The 18,202-nt window shown below is 66.9% G+C and carries 11 protein-coding genes; 5 read left to right on the top strand and 6 right to left on the bottom strand.

The features are described 5' to 3' along the window. Positions 1-7: 7 nt before the first annotated feature. Entirely contained in the window at positions 8-1,771 is a 1,764-nt protein-coding gene (locus GIW57_RS09710) for a cytochrome c biogenesis protein DipZ (RefSeq protein WP_236510303.1), read from the bottom strand. Between the two features lie 2 nt (positions 1,772-1,773). Next, the gene (msrB, locus tag GIW57_RS09705; RefSeq protein WP_236510301.1) at positions 1,774-2,349 is read right to left on the bottom strand and encodes a peptide-methionine (R)-S-oxide reductase MsrB; all 576 of its coding nucleotides are present in this window, start codon (positions 2,347-2,349) and stop codon (positions 1,774-1,776) included. Between the two features lie 144 nt (positions 2,350-2,493). On the opposite strand from msrB, the gene GIW57_RS09700 reads away from it, so the two are divergent. Beyond that, positions 2,494-3,213 carry a response regulator transcription factor gene (locus tag GIW57_RS09700; RefSeq protein WP_025878436.1) on the top strand — a complete coding sequence of 240 codons (720 nt, stop codon included), beginning with the start codon at positions 2,494-2,496 and terminating at the stop codon, positions 3,211-3,213. After that, complete coding sequence (locus GIW57_RS09695; protein ID WP_100462800.1) at positions 3,210-4,682, top strand: HAMP domain-containing sensor histidine kinase; 1,473 nt, start codon at positions 3,210-3,212, stop codon at positions 4,680-4,682. Before GIW57_RS09700 ends, GIW57_RS09695 begins: the two co-directional genes overlap by 4 nt. On the opposite strand, the gene GIW57_RS09690 is transcribed toward GIW57_RS09695, so the two are convergent. Both GIW57_RS09690 and GIW57_RS09685 read right to left on the bottom strand, forming a co-directional pair. Continuing rightward, entirely contained in the window at positions 4,679-6,022 is a 1,344-nt protein-coding gene (locus GIW57_RS09690) for an ATP-binding protein (RefSeq protein WP_236510298.1), read from the bottom strand. The two genes, GIW57_RS09695 and GIW57_RS09690, sit on opposite strands and share 4 nt — an antisense overlap. Beyond that, positions 6,019-6,708, bottom strand: coding sequence for a winged helix-turn-helix domain-containing protein (locus tag GIW57_RS09685; RefSeq protein ID WP_236510296.1), 690 nt, complete (start codon positions 6,706-6,708; stop codon positions 6,019-6,021). The genes GIW57_RS09690 and GIW57_RS09685 overlap by 4 nt, the downstream gene beginning before the upstream one ends. 345 nt (positions 6,709-7,053) lie before the next feature. Here GIW57_RS09685 and asnB point away from each other — a divergent pair, with 345 nt between their 5' ends. Continuing rightward, positions 7,054-8,955 (top strand): asparagine synthase (glutamine-hydrolyzing), encoded by a 1,902-nt coding sequence (gene asnB / locus GIW57_RS09680; protein WP_236510293.1) that lies wholly within the window; start codon positions 7,054-7,056, stop codon positions 8,953-8,955. A 575-nt stretch (positions 8,956-9,530) separates the two neighbouring features. Here asnB and queD read toward each other — a convergent pair. Further along, a complete protein-coding gene (gene queD, locus GIW57_RS09675; RefSeq protein ID WP_025878441.1) occupies positions 9,531-9,893 on the bottom strand; it encodes a 6-carboxytetrahydropterin synthase QueD in 363 nt (120 codons plus the stop codon). A gap of 195 nt (positions 9,894-10,088) precedes the next feature. Here queD and GIW57_RS09670 point away from each other — a divergent pair, with 195 nt between their 5' ends. Beyond that, entirely contained in the window at positions 10,089-12,728 is a 2,640-nt protein-coding gene (locus tag GIW57_RS09670) for a TonB-dependent receptor (protein WP_100462804.1), read from the top strand. A 64-nt stretch (positions 12,729-12,792) separates the two neighbouring features. Then, a complete protein-coding gene (locus GIW57_RS09665) occupies positions 12,793-15,387 on the top strand; it encodes a M14 family zinc carboxypeptidase (RefSeq protein WP_236510290.1) in 2,595 nt (864 codons plus the stop codon). 559 nt (positions 15,388-15,946) lie between these two features. Here the strand turns inward: GIW57_RS09665 and GIW57_RS09660 are convergent. Then, a complete protein-coding gene (locus GIW57_RS09660) occupies positions 15,947-17,368 on the bottom strand; it encodes a DEAD/DEAH box helicase (RefSeq protein WP_099820407.1) in 1,422 nt (473 codons plus the stop codon). Positions 17,369-18,202: the final 834 nt, after the last annotated feature.

The following is an 18,202-nucleotide window of genomic DNA, read 5'->3' as shown; positions in this document are numbered from 1 at the left end:
TCCCGGTTCAACCGAAGGTGAAGGCGTAGGCCTGCACGCCTGCGTCGAGGAATTCGATCTCGAAACGATGCGGACCGATCGTGCCGCGCTGGCGGATCAGCTGGTACAGACGGTGTTCGTTGACGGTGCCGGTGCCATCGGCCGCCACATCGGCGCCGGCATCGGCCGCTGGCAGTGGCTTGCCATCAAGCAGCACGCGGAAGCGCACCGGCGTTCCGTCTTCGCCCGGTGCCAGCACCAAGTGCAGGTCCCGGGCATGGAACTGGAAGGCGATGCGGCCGCCAGCCTGCTGCAGCTGTGCCGCTTCATCGTTGACCCGCCACTGTCCGGACAGGCCCCATTGGTTCAGCGCCAGGGTGGATGGCAGCGTGTAGCCGAATGCTGCGTCGGCGCGCTGCCCGCCCGGTGAGGCGAACTGCTCGGCACGTGCGTGGCCCAGGTAGGTTTCCGGCGAGCGCAGGTTGCCCATGTCGGCCTGCGTGGCTACGCCCTGCAGGTCGGCCGCAGCGGGGTCTGCAGGCGGGGGCAGGTCGGTCTGCCCGGCTTCCACCAGCAGGCGGCGGATCACCTGTTCGGAGTGCGCGTAGTTGCCCTCGCCGAACTGATGGCCGCGGATGTTGCCCTGCGCGTCGATGAAGTAGTGCGCCGGCCAGTAGCGGTTGTTGAACGCGCGCCAGATTGAATACTGGTTGTCGAGCGCGACCGGGTACTCGACCTTCAGCTGCTGCACGGCCTTCATCACGTTGCGCGGGTCGCGCTCGAACGCGAACTCCGGCGTATGCACGCCGACCACCACCAAACCATGGTCGCGGTAGCGCTGCGCCCACTCGTGCACGAACGGCATCGCACGCAGGCAGTTGATGCAGGAGTAGGTCCAGAAATCGATCAGCACCACCTTGCCGCGCAGCTGCTCAGCAGTCAGCGGCGGGCTGTTGAGCCAGCCGGTGGCGCCGCTCAGCGAAGGCAGTGTGCCTTCCACTGGCAGCGGCGCGCCTGCCTGCCCAGCCGCCATCATCATCATTGGCGGTGCTGCTGGTTGTGCGTCGGGCACGGCATCCAGCAGGCCCTGTTCGATGCGTGCGGTACTGACCGCGGACAGACGGGTCAGCAGGCCGGTGTCCCAGCCCAGGCCGATCGCCACCACCGCCAGCAGCGCGGCCACACCCAGCACCCGGCGCACCACATTACCCAGCCCGAGCCGGGCCTGCAGGGCACGGAACACGCGGCCGCCCACCCACACCGCCAGCGCCAGCGCGGTGACTGCGCCCAGCGCGTAGGCCAGCAGCAGCGAACTGGTGCCGACGCTGGCACCGTTCAGGGCGGCGCCGGTCAGCACCAGGCCGAGAATCGGGCCGGCGCAGGGCGCCCACAGCAGGCCGGTGGCGATGCCGATCAGCAGGGAAGCCCAGGCGCCGCCACGGCCGGCCGCATCAGCAGCGTCGGCACGCGCGCTCAGCCGCGCACCGATGCGCTGGAACGGCGCCAGCAGATGGTCGGCCAGGGTCGGCCACAGCAGCGCGATGGCGAACACGGCCATCAGCACCAGTGCCACCCAGCGGCCGATCTGGTTGGCCTGCGCCACCCACTGGCTGCCGACCGCCGCCAGGCTGGCAACCACGGTGAAGGTCAGCGCCATGCCCAGCAGCAGCGGCAGGGTGCTGCGCAGGAAAGGACGGTCGGCGCGTGCGAACACGAACGGCAGCACCGGCAGGATGCACGGGCTGAGCAGGGTCAGCACGCCCCCGAGATAGGCAAGCAGCAACAGCAGCATCATCACGCTCCCGAAGTGGGGGAAGAACCCAGCGGCACGCGCCAGCCGCCAGCGGCGTCCTGTTGTGCAGCCCCGGGAATGAACGCCATCGCGGCGCCGTTCATGCAGTAGCGCAGTCCGGTCGGACGCGGGCCGTCGTTGAACACATGGCCGAGGTGGCCGCCACAACGACGGCAATGTGCCTCCACCCGCAACATGCCGAAGGTGGTGTCACGGTCCTCGCCGATGGCGTTGTGCAGCGGCGCCCAGAAGCTGGGCCAGCCGGTGTGGCTTTCGAACTTGGTGGACGACGAGAACAGCGGCAACGCGCAGCCGGCGCAGGCGAACGTACCTTGCCGGTGTTCCTTGTTCAGCGGGCTGCTCCAGGGGCGTTCGGTGGCCTGCTGGCGCAGCACGGCGTACTGCGCCGGGCTCAGCAGCCGACGCCACTCGGCATCGCTGCGGGTCACCTCGAACTGTCGCGAAGGCCGTGCCTCGGCAGCGGCGGGGGCAGCGCGGCTGCATGCGCCCAAGCCCAGCAGGCCGGCGGCGGTGACAGCACCGCCCAGGCCCAGCATATGGCGGCGGGTGAGGGACATGGCGGACTCCTGGAAGGGGCGACGGGGCCATGCTGCGCCCCCTCCGGTCAACGAATCCTCACGCAGGATTCAATTTTTCGTGAGGTATCCACGCCGCTCCCGCGCCACAATGCGGGCAGCCTCCCCACTGGCCCGAAGCTGCCGATGTCCGCCAAACGTGTCCTGATCGTTGAAGACGATGCCCATATCGCCGACCTGCTGCGCATGCACCTGGGTGATGAGGGCTATGAAGTCGCGCACGCCGCCAGCGGCGATGCCGGCCTGCGCCTGATCGAACAGGAAGGCCCGTGGGATGCGCTGGTACTGGACGTGATGCTGCCGGGCGTGGATGGCCTGCAGGTCTGCCAGCGTGCACGCGCGATGGCGCGCTATGTGCCGATCATCATCATCAGTGCGCGTGGCAGCGAAACCCAGCGCATCGTCGGCCTGGAACTGGGCGCGGACGACTACCTGGCCAAGCCCTTCTCGATGCCGGAGCTGGTGGCACGCGTGCGTGCGCTGCTGCGCCGCGCCGAAGCCATGGCACAGAACGCGCGCATCGATGCCGGAGCGATCGAACTTGGTGGGCTGCGCCTGGACCCGGTCGCGCGTACTGCCGCCGTTGATGGCAATGCACTGGAACTGACACCGCGTGAGTTCGAACTGCTGCTGTTCTTCGCCCGCCACCCGGACCAGGTCTTTGCGCGGATGGAACTGCTCAACCAGGTCTGGGGCTATCAGCACGATGGTTACGAGCACACGGTCAACACCCACATCAACCGCCTGCGCAGCAAGATCGAAACCGACCCGGGCAATCCACGGCGTCTGCTGACGGTATGGGGGCGCGGCTACAAGCTGGTCGACCCGGCCGGGGCGGCAGCATGATCAAGCCGAACCTGTGGCAGAAACTGGCGCTGGTGATGTCGGCGCTGATGCTGACGTGCTGCATGGCGCTGCTGGCCTGGCAGATGCGCACCAATACCCGCCATGAGCAGGAAGTGGTGCAGCGCCTGTCGCTGGGGTTGGCCGAGCACATCGCCCAGCGCAGTGAGCTGATGGACACCAGCGGCATGCGCGACGCGGCGGTGCGCGCTTTGTTCGGCCAGCTGATGGCGGTCAACCCCAGTGTCGAGGTGTACCTGCTGGACGACCAGGGCCGCATCCTCGGCCACGATGCGCCCAGCGGCCACCTGATGCGCAGCCAGGTGGACGTGGCGCCGCTGCGGCGCCTGCTGTCCGGCGCGGCGCTGCCGATCCTCGGTGACGATCCGCGCAGCACGGATGGCCGCAAGGTGTTCAGTGTCGCGCCGCTGGTGGTGCAGGGGCGGCAGGCCGGCTACGTGTACGTGGTGCTGGTGGGCGAACACCGGCAGATGCTGGCCGATGACCTGGCCGCCGGCAGCCAATGGCACACCACGCTGTGGTCGGTGCTGTTGATAGGCGGGCTGGGCCTGCTTGCCGGCCTGGTGGCCTTCTATTGGGTGACCCGGCCACTGCGCCAGGTCACCCGGCGCATACAGGCCTTCGACATCGACGCACCGACGCCGCTGCCCGCACCGGTACCGCTGCGCGCGGGCGAGCGCGATGAGCTGAAGATCCTCGAACATGCCCATGCACAGATGGCACAACGGCTGGGCGAACAGTGGCAGCAGCTGCGCCAGCAGGACCTGCAGCGCCGCGAACTGGTGGCCAACATCTCGCATGACCTGCGTACGCCGTTGTCCTCGCTGCACGGTTACCTGGAAACGCTGGCGCTGAAGGAAGCCACGCTGTCGCCGCAGGAGCGCCGTCGCTATCTTGGTATCGCGCTGGCGCAGAGCGCCAAGGTCGGTCGTCTTGCCCGGGCACTGTTCGAACTGGCGCGGCTGGAGCACGGTGAAGTGCGGCTGGAGTGGGAAGTATTCGCGCTGCCGGAACTGTTGCAGGACGTGCTGCAGAAATTCGAACTGGCCGCGCAGGCACGCGGGCAGCGCCTGCATGCTGAGTTCCCGCCGGGTCTGCCGCTGGTACGCGCCGATCTCGGTCTGGTGGAGCGCGTGCTGACCAACCTGCTCGACAACGCGCTGCGGCATGCGCCGGACGGTGGCCGCGTGCAGGTGCAGCTGTCGGCGCTGCCCGACAGTGTGCAGGTCGCCGTGCAGGACGATGGCCCTGGCGTGCCGCCGACGCTGCGTGGGCAACTGTTCCAGGCACCGGCCGCACTGGGCGCGCAGCGTGGCGAAAACGGCGGGCTCGGCCTGCTGATCGTGCAGCGCATCGTGCAGTTGCATGGTCGTCGTATCGAGCTGCGCGAAAGCGAACAGGGCGCGCTGTTCGTGTTCGCCTTGCCACGCGCGGATGCGGAGACCAACTAGACGTCTTCTGCCGGTGGCGCGACACCGCTTTCCATCGGCAGCAGCAGCCGGATGCAGGCGCCACCGAGCGCCGAATCGGCCACTTCCACGTGGCCACGATGCTTGTCCGCCACCACCTGCACCAGCGCGAGCCCCAGCCCGAAACCCGGGCTGGCCTGGTCCAGCCGCACGTACGGCTGCAGCACCTGGCTGCGCAGTTCGACGGCGATGCCGGGGCCGTCGTCTTCCACCTGCAGGCACAACCATCCCTCGTTGAGCGTGCTGACGATGCGGATCTGCCGGCGCGCATAGCGCAGCGCATTGGCCAGCAGGTTGCGCAGTGCCAGTTCCAGCATGTGCCGGTTGACGTTGACCAGCCCTGCCGGTGACAGGTCCAGCTGTACCGGTATCGTCAGTGGCGCGAACTGGTCGACCACCCCGCGCACCAGCGCGGCCAGCTGCAGGCGCTGGCGGGTGAGCTGATGGCAGCGGCCGAGTGCGGCGTATTCAACGCCAGCGTCGGTCAGGTGCTGCAGGCGGTCCACATCAATGCGCAGCCCGGACAGCGCATCGCGCTGGGCGTCGTCCAATCCGGTGTCTTCCAGATCGGCCAGGCCGAAACGCATCCGCGCCAGCGGTGTACGTACTTCGTGCGCCACCGCCTGGGCCAGCACGCGCTGGCTTTCCAGCAGCAACTGCAGCTGTTCGGCCATGTGGTTGAACGCCTTGGCCAACGGCCGCACCAGCGCGGTACCGGCGCGCGGCGCACGGCTGTCGAGCTGGCCATCGCGCATCCGTCGCGCGGTCTGCGCCAGCTGCGAGACATCGCGCCACAGCCGGTAGACCATCACGTACATCGGCAACGCCACCGCCACCATCAGGATCAGCAGGATGATGGCCACGCCGGAGGCCTCGCTGTCCTGCCAGCCTTCCTCGGGCAGGGCCTGGTCCAACGGTCCCAGGATCAGCGCACTGCTGCTGTTGCCGACGCGCTGCAGGCTGCGCATGCTGTCCAGCTCGATCTGCACGTGTCCGTTGAGCAAGCCCTTGCGCTGTTTCGCCGGCAGTATCGCGGCAGCCTCGGTCAGCGGCATCAGCTGCAGCGGATAGGCGAAATCGCTGTCCAGCTGTTGTGCGAGGGCTGGCCACTGCGCCGGCGGCGTTTCGGCGAAGCGATGTTGCAGCATCGCATGCGGGCCGCGCATTTCCGCCTGCAGGCTGGCCTCGGTGCGGTCTTCCAGCAGCGCATCCCAGGCCCACAACCCGAGCACGATCAGCAGCAGGTGGGCGACCAGGAAGCCGATGCCGTAGCGCAGGAAGTGGAAGGCGTGGCCACGCATGGCCGACGATGGGTGCTTCATCCCCATGCCGATCGGCTGAACAGGTAACCACGGCCGCGCACGGTCTTGATCCGCTCGGGCTGTTCCGGGTTGTCGCCCAGCTTGCGCCGCAGGCGCGAGATGCGCGCATCGATGGAGCGGTCCAGGCCATCGAAGGCGATGCCGCGCAGGCCGCGCAGCAGCGCATCGCGGTCGAGGATCTGGCCCGCGTTGCCGGCCAGCAGGAACAGCAGGTCGAATTCGGCGGTGGTCAGCTCCAGCAGGCGACCCTGCAGGTGCACGTTGCGGGTGGACGGATCGATGCTCAGTTCACCGAAGCGCAGGGCGCCATCGCGTGGCTCGACCCGGCGGTGGCGGCGCAGATGGGCACGCAGCCGGGCCAGCAGCACCCGCGGTTCGATCGGCTTGCCGATGTAGTCGTCGGCGCCAAGTTCCAGCCCCAGCACCTGGTCGATGTTGTCGGTACGGGCGCTCAGCACGCAGATGATCCCGTCATAGTGGGGCCGGATCTGTCGACACACTTCGAAACCATCCTGGCCCGGCAGGCCGATGTCGAGCAGGACCAGCGCCGGCTTTTCGCTGAGGATCCGGGCGATCGCGCGCTGGCCGCAGCGCTCATGGGCGACCTGGTAACCGTGGCGCTGCAGGTAGTCGCTGACCATCGTGCCCAGCCGAGCGTCGTCTTCAACCAGTACGATATCCAGCATTTACAAGGCCTCCGGGGTGCTTCCGTACCGCCGTGGCACGAGCGCGGCGATGCTATCCCAGCTGTCGGGCCGCCCGGGTCCCGGAGGCGGGCGCCATTCAGCCGGGGTTGCTGGCGCACGGGCCGGGCCTCAGACCGGGCAACGACTTGGCTGCAGCGTAGCAATCGCGGCGTTACAAAACGTTACGCAAGGCGTGCCTGCGGTGACGGTCGCTGACAGCGCTACGACTGACGTGGCGCTCGGCGGGGCCGAGCATGGCAGCTCTCCCCATCCGCGTGCCGCCCTCATGCCGTCCGCCTCCTGCCCCGTGCTTTCCCTTGATTGCCATTGCCATGGAGGCCAGCGATGAGCGGCGTGGTCGGGGCCTGGCTGCCGCCGGCCGACGACGAGCAGCTGCTGCAGCAGCTGGCGCCGATGCTGCGGGCGCTGCAGCAGCGCGGCCGCGGTCGCATCGGTTACTGGACCGATGCCGACGCAGGACTGGCCCTTGGTCATTGCCGCGCGCCGACCGACATGCCGTTGCAGCCGCTCAGTTCCAGCTGTGGGCGCTACGTGCTGTGCCTGGATGGCCGCATCTACAACAGGGCGGTGCTGCAGTCGCAGCTGCGCGATCTGCCGCGCAGCTGCACCGATGCGCGCCTGCTGCTGCAGGCCATCGTCGAGTGGGGCGTGCAGCGAGCGCTGTCGCACATCGAAGGGGCGTTTGCGTTCAGCGTCTGGGACCGCCATGCGCATGAACTCTGGCTGGCGCGCGACCCGGTCGGCGAACGACCGTTGTATTACGGGTGGTACCAGGGCCAGTTCCTGTTCGCTTCGGAGTTGAAGGCGCTGCAGGCCTTCGCCGGGTTCGCTCCCAGCATCGACCAGGATGCATTGAGCCTGCTGCTGCGCCATGACTATGTGCCCGCGCCGCATACCATCTATCGCGGCATCCACAAGCTGGTGGCCGGGGCGATGCTGCGCGTGGACCTCAACGACCATGCCGCCGGCGGATCAACGCAGGCGACGCAGGGAGGCCATCGCTACTGGTGCGCGCGCGATGCGATGCAATCCGCGCTGCAGCGGCCGTTGCAGCCGGCGCCCAGCCTGGAACAGGCCACCGACCAGCTGGAGGTGGTGCTGCAGCAGGCGATCGCCGTGCGCATGCATTCACCCGTGGCCTGCGGTGCGTTCCTGTCCGGTGGCACCGATTCGTCGCTGGTGGTGGCGATGATGCAGGCGCAGTCGGCGTTGCCGATCGAAGCATGGACGGTGGGTTTCGACGATCCCGGTCACGACGAGAGCGAATGGGCCTCGCAGGTCGCACGCCACCTGGGTGTGCATCACCACCTGCACAGGATGGACAGCCGGCAGGGTCTGGATCTGCTGCAGCGCTTGCCGCAGGTCTGGTGCGAGCCGTTCGCCGATGCCTCGCAGTTGCCCACCCTGCTGGCCAGCGAGCTGCTCGGCGCGCGCAAGCCGGTGGCACTGACCGGCGACGGCGGCGACGAGCTGTTCTTCGGCCATCCCAGCTATGGTCGCGCGTTGCGCAATGCGCGCCTGTGCGGTGGCCTGCCGGACTGGGTGCGTGATCTCGCGCGGCGTGGCAGCAGCCGCTTGAACGTTGAGCGGGGGCGTCTTGGCGGTTGGCGGGCACTGGTGGCCGAAGTGGCCGCCAACGATGTGGAGGGGCATTACCTGCAGCGCGTCACCCGCTGGCGGCAGCCGACCCAGGTGGTATTGGGCGCACGCGAGCCGGCGACGATCTTCCAGCAGCAGGACACCGCATTGCCGGCAGAAGCGCGCATCCAGCTGCTGGATTTCCGCATGGATCTGGCCGAGGGCATTCTTGCCAAGGTCGACCGCGCCGGCATGGCGGCCGGCGTGGAAACGCGCTCGCCCCTGCTGGACATGGAGGTGGTGCGCCTGGCCTGGCGCCTGCCGCAGCACCTGAAGTATCACGACGGTGAGCACAAGCGGATCCTCAAGCATCTGCTTTCGCGCTACCTGCCCGCGCCGCTGGTCCATCGTCCCAAGCGTGGATTCGGCCCGCCGATGGCGCGCTGGCTGGCTGGCCCACTGCGTGACTGGGCGGAAGCGCTGCTCGATCCGCAACTGCTGCGCAACCAGGGCTGCTTCGATGCGGTGCGCGTGCGCGCGATCTGGGAGGCGTTCCTGCGCGGCGAGCGCAAATGGCATACGCACCTGTGGAACGTGTTGATGTTCCAGGCGTGGTACCAGCATTGGCACGGGAATCGCGGGCGCTGAGTATTCCTTGCGCGACGAACTCATTCTGCGCGGCGCAGGGCGGAGGCCCTTGCGTGCGAATGTCCTCCGGCGCCGGCCTGTGGCCGTCACCTCCCCCTTTACTTCGCACGCAAGGGCCTCCGCCCTGCGTCCGGAGCTCGTCGGCGTCTCATTGAAGGGCCGTCGCGAGCGCTGCATCTGCGCGCCGCAAGCCGAGCCTCGTCGGGGCGGGTAGGGGTCTGGGCAAAGTAAAGGAGGAGGTGGCGGCCAACGGCCGGCGCCGGGGGACATTTGCCCAGGCCCCTACCTGCCCCGACGGGGGCCCTTCAGCTCGCAGAGACCCGGACGAAGACGCGCTCCAGCCAGACGCCAGGCAAAAAAAGACCCGGCAGAGGGAGGGATCTGCCGGGTCCGGATTGCATGGGGGGAGGGACCCATGCAATGAGCGTGGGCGTAGCGCCAGTGGCTGTTGCCAGTCGCATCCGCCGTGCATTTGCGTTGATGCAATGCAGCATACGCCGATCATGCGGCATTGCAACAAAAATCATGAAGGCGCCGTTTCCGGCGCCTGGATTCCTTTCAGATCAATGGGTTGATCAGGCAGCAGGGCCGCGGTAGCGGCAGCCCGAGGTGCAGGTTTCGTGCACGGTGATCTCGCTCAATGCCGGCAGGGTGGGCTTGAGCTCGTTCCAGATCCACACCGCCAGATTCTCGCTGGTCGGGTTCTCCAGGCCGGGGATGTCATTGAGGTAGTGATGGTCCAGGCGGTCGTAGATCGGCTGGAACGCCGCCTTCACGTCGCCGAAATCCATGATCCAGCCGGTCTGCGCACCCGGCTCGCCCTCCACCTTCAGTTCCACCCGGAAGGAGTGGCCGTGCAGGCGCGCGCATTTGTGCCCCGGCGGCACGTTGGGGAGGCGGTGCGCCGCCTCAAGCATGAAGACTTTGAAGATTTCCATGTCGCGATTGTACGCCGCAGGCGCCCGATCAGCCCGGTCCCGCGTTGCCCTTCCGTGAGGAAATTCTTTTCATCCGGATGAAGAGATGATAGCTTCTCTTATATCCGTATGAAGAGATGTTATTGGCCGCAGCCCGGCCAGGCATGGATTACTGCGGAACTTACCTCGTCCTTCCACTACCTCCCCCACATCGTCATGCCCCAGCACACCCTGCTCGTGGCGGCCCTGGCCGTCGCTCTGGCCGCGCCTTTGTCTGCCGCCGCCGAAACCACCGCCGACGCCAGCGGTGAAGCCAGCACCCTGGCTGCCGTGCGTGTCACCGGTTCCAACATCAAACGCGCCGATACCGAAGCCTCCAACCCCGTGCAGGTGATCGGCCGCCAGCAGCTGGAACAGACCGGCAAGGCCACCGTGGCCGATGTGCTGCGCTCGATCTCGGCCAACACCGGCAACGCCAGCAACGAGACCACCAACAACGGTTGGGCATCGGGCTCGGCCGGCATCGGTCTGCGCGGCCTCTCGCAGAAGAACACGCTGGTGCTGCTCAATGGTCGTCGCCTGGCCAACTACGGCTTCCCGGCCGGCGGCCTGTCGGACACCTTCGTCGATCTCAACGCGCTGCCGCTGGTGGCCGTCGAACGCATCGAAGTGCTCAAGGACGGTGCATCTGCGGTGTACGGCAGCGATGCGGTGGCCGGCGTGGTCAACATCATCACCCGGCAGAACTTCGAAGGCGCCGAGATCGGCGGCAGCTTCGGTGGCGCCGACCAGGGCGGCCTGCACGAGCAGAACCTGAAGTTCGTCGGTGGTCTGGGCGACATCGACAAGGATGGCTACAACATCCTCTTCAGCCTGCAGGCCTACAACCGCGAGCGACTGGACCAGGACGAGCGCAACCTGACCAAGAGCGGCATCTACAGCGACCAGCCCGGCGGCCGCTGGAACGGTTGGTCGGCCAAGGGCGCGCGCTACCTCGTCAACGGTACGTCGGTGCCGATGCTCGATGCCAACGGCAACTGCCCCACCGGCACCACCCGCGTGGCCAGTGCACCGATCGACGGTCTGGCCGGTGACACCTGCGGCTTCAACCAGGCCCCGTTCACCACCCTGATTCCCTCGACCAAGCGCTACCAGGCCTACGCCAACGGCACCTTCCGCCTTGGCGACAACGTCGAAGCGTTCGGCGAAGTGCTGTACAGCCAGATCAAGAGCGCTGCGTGGTTCGGCAGCAGCCCGTTCTTCACCCTGGAAAGCGGTCGCTTCGCACTGAACGCGCAGACCGGCCTGGCCGAGCCGGTGTCGTCCAACCTGCCGGCCAGCAATCCGTACAACCCGTACGGCCGCGCGATCCCGATCGAATACACCTTCTTCGACCTCGGCGGCACCATCAAGACCAACCGCTCCACTGCCTACCGCGGCGTGTTCGGGCTGCGTGGCAACACCGAGAAGTGGGACTGGGAAGTGGCCGCATTCGGTGCACGCAGCAGCGAGCGCGAAACCGTCTCCGGCGGCTTCGCCAACCGCTGGGCGCTGGCCAATGCGCTGGCGACCGGCAGCTACAACCTGCTGAATCCGGCGGCGACGCCGCAGTCGGTGCGCGATTCGATCAACATCGCCACCCTGCGTCCGGCCGAATCCAAGCTGCAGGGCATCGACGCGAAGATCTCCGGCAGTCTCGGCCACACCTGGGCCGGTGACATCGGTTTCGCTGCCGGTGCCGAATGGCGCCGCGAGAAGCTCGACTCGAACAACCCGTGGCAGATCGATGCCGGTCTGCAGGTGCGCCCGGCGATCGCCGAAGTGCATGGCGAGCGCAAGGTCAGCGCCGCCTATGCCGAGGTCAACGTACCGCTGGCTTCGACCCTGGAGCTGTCCGCCGCCGCCCGCGCCGATCACTACGATGACTTCGGCGACGCGTTCTCGCCCAAGCTCGGCCTGCGCTGGCAGCCGCTGGATTTCCTGCTGGTGCGAGCCTCGGCGTCGAAGGGCTTCCGTGCACCGTCGCTGTCGGAGAACTCCAACAGCACCAGCATCGCCTACGGCAGCGTGGTCGATCCGCGTGATCCGGACGTGCCGGGCTCGCGGCAGAACCCGACCTTCTTCACCGTCGGCAACAGCGACCTGAAGCCGGAGCGCACCAAGAGCGTGAACTTCGGCGTGGTGCTGTCGCCGTGGGCGAACACCAACCTGAGCATCGACTACTACCGCATCCAGCTGGACAACCTGGTCGGTACCAACAACACCCAGACCCTGGTCAACGACAACGTCGCCGGTGCCGTGCAGCGCGATGAGCGTGGCAAGCTGCAGGCGGTCTACAACCGCTACCAGAACCTGAGCGAGCTGAAGACTTCGGGCATCGACGTCGAGCTGCGCCAGCGCATCCCGACCACCGCCTTCGGTGACTTCACCGTGACCTCGGCCTACACCCACGTACGCGACTACCGGCGCCCGACCGTGGTCGGCGGCCCGTTGGTGGACTATGCCGGCAGCAACCTCGGCGCCACCCTGCCGAAGAACAAGGCCACCACCACCCTGGACTGGAAGTACAGCGACTACACCGCTGCGGTGACCTGGTACTACACCAGTGGCTACGACCAGAAGGCCAGCACCGCCGCTGCCGCGGTGCAGAGCCGCGTCGATGCCTACAACCAGTTCGATCTGTACCTGGGCTACACCGGCATCGAGAACCTGACCGTGTATGCCAAGGTGCAGAACCTGGGTGATAAGACGCCGCCGTACGACGCCTCGTTCCCGGGTATCCGCGCACCGTACGACTTCAGCCAGTACGACCTGCGTGGCCGCTACTTCACGCTGGGCTTCGATTACCGCTTCTGATCCACCCGCCGCGGCCGGCCACTCCGTGTGGCCGGCCGTGTTGCCATGTTTCTGGGGAGTCACCGTGTCCTTCCACCGCCGTGCTGTTTTCCCGCTGTTGCTTGCCGTCGCCACCGCCGTATCGCTGCCGTCTGCGGTGCATGCGCAGAGCGCCTATTTCTTCCCGCAGACCACCGATGCAGCGGCCTTCGATACCGCCATTCCCACGCCGGAGCAGTTCCTCGGCTATCCGATCGGCAGCCGTTACACCCGCCACGACCAGCTGGTGGCTTACTTCCAGGAGCTGGCCAAGCACTCGGACAGGATCAGCGTGCGCGAGATCGGCCGCAGCTATGAGGGCCGACCGCTGCTGATTGCCACGGTCACCGCTGCCGGCAACCACGCGCGGCTGGAACAGATCCGCCAGCAGCACGCGACCCTGGTCGATCCGGCGCAGCCGCGCAGCGCTGCCGGTGACAGCCCGGTGGTGGTGTGGCTGGGCTACAGCGTGCACGGCAACGAGACCTCCAGCGGCGAAGCGGCGATGCTGACCGCGTACTACCTGGTGGCCAACCGCAGCGCGGAAACGCAGCAGTGGCTGCAGCAGGCGGTGGTGTTGTTCGATCCGGCGCAGAATCCCGATGGCCGCGACCGCGCCGCCAACTGGCATAACGCCTGGGCGTCAGATCCGGCCTCGGCCGACCCGGCCGACAAGGAGCACGTCGAACCGTTCCCGCAGGGCCGCACCAACCACTACTTCACCGATCTCAACCGCGATTGGCTGGCGCTGACCCAGCAGGATTCGCGACCCAAGGTGGCGCAGTTCCACCAGTGGTACCCGAACGTGCAGATCGACTTCCACGAGATGGGCAAGGACAGCACGTACTACTTCGAGCCATCGCCGAAGAGCATGCATAGTCCGTTGATCCCTGCAGCGTCGTACGAGTTCAACAAGACCCTGGCCAAGTACCACGCCCAGGCACTCGATGCGCTGGGTTCGCTGTACTACACCGGTGAGAACTTCGACAATTTCTCGCCGGTGTACGGCTCGACCTATCCGGATTTCCACGGCGCGGTTGGTGTCACCGTCGAACAGGCCAGCTCGCGTGGTCGCGTGCAGGAATCGGTGAATGGCCTGCTGACGTTCCCGTTCACCATCCGCAACCAGGTTGCCACCGGCTTGGGCACGGTGCGCGGTGCGGTGACTGAACGCAGCGCCCTGTTCGACCTGCAGAAACAGTTCTTCCAGAGCGCGCTGAAGCAGGCCGCGCAGCAGCCGGTGAAGAGCTTCGTTTTCGGCGATGCGCATGATCCGGCATTGACCCGACGCCTGCTGGAACTGCTGTTGCTGCACAGGATTGAAGTGCATGCGCTGGATCGCGCCGTCACCGTTGATGGCCAGCGTTTCGAAGCAGGCAGTGCCTACGTGGTGCCGGTGCAGCAGGCGCAGTTCCGGCTGGTCCATTCGATCTTCGCCGAGACCCCGCCGATCAAGGGCGACGTGTTCTACGGCAGCACCAGCTATGCGATCGCCCCGGCCTACGGTGTGGCCTCTGCGGGCAGTCGCAGCCGCATCGACGGCGGCGCCCGCGCGCTCGAGGTTCCCGCGGTACAGGGCGGAGTGATCGGTGGTGAAGCGGGCTTCGCCTACGTGATCGACTGGCGCGACTACAACGCGGGCCGCGCACTGGCCGGCCTGCAGGCCAAGGGCTTGTCCACGCGTGCCACCTTCCAGCCGTTCACCGCCAGCACCGCACAGGGTGACGTGGCCTTTGCTGGTGGCAGCATCGTGGTACCGGTCGCCGGGCAGCCACTGCAGGGCGCAGCGCTGCAGGAAGCGGTCGCCGCCGCAGCGCGGGCAGCCGGCGTGCAGGTGCATGCGCTGTCCAGTGGCCGCAGCCGCGATGGCATCGACCTTGGCAGTGATGGCGTCAAGGCACTTCGCAAGCCCGCCGTCGCGCTGGTGATGGGCGAGGGCGTGGCAGCCACCGAAATCGGTTCGGCCTGGTTCCTGCTCGACCAGCATCTTCGCTTGCCGGCCAGCAAGCTGGACCCGCAGCAGCTGGGCAAGGTATCGCTGGACCGCTACACCACGATCGTGCTCTCCGGCGGCACCTACACGGGCATCGACGCAACCGCGGTAGCGGCATTGAAGCGCTGGATCCAGGCCGGTGGCTCACTGGTGACCTATGGCAGCGCTTCAAAGTGGGCGATCGAACAGAAGCTCGCCGACGGCGAGAAGCTGGGCAAGGAAGAGGACGCGGGAGACAGCGCGCGCCGCGCCTTCGGTGACCAGCGCGATATCGCCGCGATCGAGCGTGTCAGCGGCAACATCCTCAGCGCCGACGTCGACCCCAGCCATCCTTTGGCATTCGGCGTGCCGCGCCGGCAGCTGGCGATCAACAAGGAAAACACGGTCATCCTGCAGCCGAGCGCGAATGGGTTTTCCACGGTGGTGCGGATCGACGACACGCCGCGGGTGAACGGGTATCTGTCAGAACGCAATCGCAGTCGCGTGGCTGGCAGCGCGTGGCTGCTGGTGTCGGCGCAGGGGCAGGGCAACGTGATCCTGTTTGCTGATGATCCGGCGCATCGCAAGTACTGGCATGGCACCGACCGGTTGCTGATCAATGCGATCTTCTTCGGGAATCTGGTGAATCCGGCGAAAGCGCGGGGTTGAGGCATTACGCGCCGAACTGACGCTGGGATTGGGAGGACGGATGGGCCGCGCAGAACACGCCGCAAGTACGTCCCTGTAGGCTCGTAGGCGCCATCCATGGCGCCTGCGGTCCTGCGCAGCCCATCCGTCCTCCCCAGACAGTTTCCTGCGGGCGCGGATGCATCAAACCCAAGGCGGGAGCAAGGGCAAAAGCAAAAATCAAAAAGCAAAAAGCAAAAGCTGGAATTCCGGCTTTTGCTTTTGTCTTTGAATTTGAATTTGAATTTGAATTTGATCCTTCTTCTCCCGGCTACCCGGCGGGACAAGTAGGCGCTGGAAATGTCTGAAGCGCTGGGGAGCGGGGTCGGCGCAAAACCGCAGGCGCCATGGATGGCGCCTACGAGCCCCCATGGATGGGTTTACGGCGTGTTTTGCGCCGACCCCGCTCCCCAACGCCCACACAAAACCAACCGCCAGCTTTCACACCCGACAGCCAGCAACAAAAAAGGGACGACGCGTCAGCGTCGTCCCCGATAAGCAGCCCCCGCGCAGCGGGAGACGCCATCCCTGTCAGCTGGAATCAGCTGGCGCGACCGCCGCCGCCACCCTGGCCGCGGCCACGACCGCCACCCGTATTGGCACCGCCACCGCGACGCTGGCCCTGACCGGCACCTGCGCCCGCGCGCTGCTGGCCGTTGCCAGCGCCCTCGCGGCGGCCACCGCCGGCCTTCTTCGGGCCTGCATGTGCATGACGCGGCGCATCGCCGTGCGGACGGCGCGCGTGGGTCTTGCGCGGCACGCGCTCGCCGGTATCGGCCTCGGCCTTGCCCGGAGCACTGTTGCCCCAGCGGATCGGCGTCTGCAGCTCGAAGCCCGGCACATCGCGGATGTCCATGTCGCGGCCCAGCAGGCGCACGATCGCGCGCAGCAGCTTCACTTCATCCTGCGCAACCAGCGAAATCGCTTCACCGGTAGCACCGTTGCGGCCGGTACGGCCAATGCGGTGCACGTAGTCTTCGGCCACCATCGGCAGATCGAAGTTGATCACCTTCGGCAGCTCGTTGATGTCGATACCGCGCGCGGCGATGTCGGTGGCCACCAGCACGGTGACACGGCCGGCCTTGAAGTCGCCCAGCGCACGCAAGCGCTGGCCCTGGCTTTTGTTGCCGTGGATCGCCGCGGTCTTGATGCCGGACTTTTCCAGGAACGCGGCCAGCTTGTCGCTGCCGTGCTTGGTGCGGGCAAAGACCAGGGTCTGCTCGCGGCTGTCCTGCGCCAACAGGTGCAGCAGCAGGTCGCGCTTGCGGCTGGCGTCGACCGGATGCACCTTGTGGGTGATGGTTTCGGCCACGGTGTTCTTCGGCGTCACCTGGATCTGTTCCGGGTTGCGCATGAACTCCAGCGCCAACTGGCGGATGTTGTCCTCGAAGGTGGCCGAGAACAGCAGGGTCTGGCGGTTCTGCTTGGGCAGCTTGGCCAGGATGCGCTTGATCGAGGGCAGGAAGCCCATGTCCAGCATGCGGTCGGCTTCGTCCAGCACCAGCACTTCAATGCCGGACAGGTCGATGCTGCGACGCTCCAGGTGGTCGATCAGGCGGCCCGGGCAGGCCACCAGCAGGTCCACGCCGCGACGCAGGATGTCGAGCTGGTTGCCCATGCCGACGCCGCCGTAGATGCAGGCGCTGGGGATGCGCAGGTACTTGCTGTAGCCGCGCAGGCTGTCATGCACCTGGGTGGCCAGTTCGCGGGTCGGTGCCAGGATCAGCGCGCGCGGCTTGCGCGGGCCGGTGCGCACTTCCTGCGAAGCGGTGCCCAGGTGCTGCAGCAGCGGCAGGCCGAACGCGGCGGTCTTGCCGGTGCCGGTCTGTGCGCCGGCCAGCAGGTCGCGACCGGCCAGCACCAGCGGGATCGCCTGCTGCTGGATCGGGGTCGGGGTTTCGTAGCCCTGCTCGGCGAGCGCACGCAGCAGGAAGGGCGCAAGGCCCAGGGATTCAAAAGACATCGAGATTGCTCCAGGTACAGTTAACGCCTGTCCGAACGGACAGACGGGGGCAGATCAAACTGATCGGCTGACTCGGAGCGTTCCCGTGAACCGCGCTGCGAGAATTGGGTGCAGCCAACGCGAAGCGCAGGCTGGAATGCGTGACGAACGGCGTCGGAGTGGGGGCGGGCGATGGGGCGGACCCCTGTCGCCGGCGATCCCGGAGGGAAACGGACGGCCGCTGCAGACCCGCATAGTCTAGCGGAAGGATGAGACCTGACGCAAAACAGGCTGTTCAGGTTGGGGTTTCGGCAGGGCTGCGCCCTGCACCCGCCGAGGCCAAGGCAACAGCAACAGCAACGGCAACGGCAACGGCAAAAGCAACGGCAAAAGCCGGGTTCCTGTGGGATGGCGGGGTGGGTCCGGTTGCGGGGGACGCCGCAAGTACGTCCCTGTAGGCTTGGCCGCGGCATCCATGCCGCGGACACCCCCGCAACCGGACCCACCCCGCCTTCGACAGATTTCTGCTGCTGTTGGTGAGTGTCGACCTTGGTCGACACGTAGATCCACGCCATGCGTGGATTCTCTTCGTTCAATTGTCGAAATATTTGATTTCGATGGAGATCCATCCACGCATGGCGTGGATCTACCAACCGTGGTCGGGAAACTGTCGAGGGTGGGGCGGTGTGGGCCTGCAGGACCGTTGGCGCCATGGATGGCGCCATCGAGCCCCCACGGATGGGTTCACGGCGTGTCCTGCAGGCCCACACCGCCCCGCTCAACCCACAGAAAACCCAGAGCCGGCTGTTGCCGTTGCTCCGGCCGTTGCTTTGGCTTTGGCTCCGGCCTCTGCAG

This window comes from Stenotrophomonas sp. PA-6-5C, from assembly GCF_021605635.1.
In the GTDB taxonomy this organism is placed as follows: Bacteria; Pseudomonadota; Gammaproteobacteria; order Xanthomonadales; family Xanthomonadaceae; genus Stenotrophomonas; species Stenotrophomonas lactitubi.
Note: the sequence above shows the minus strand (reverse complement) of the source record. Positions and strands in the feature narration are given on the sequence as shown.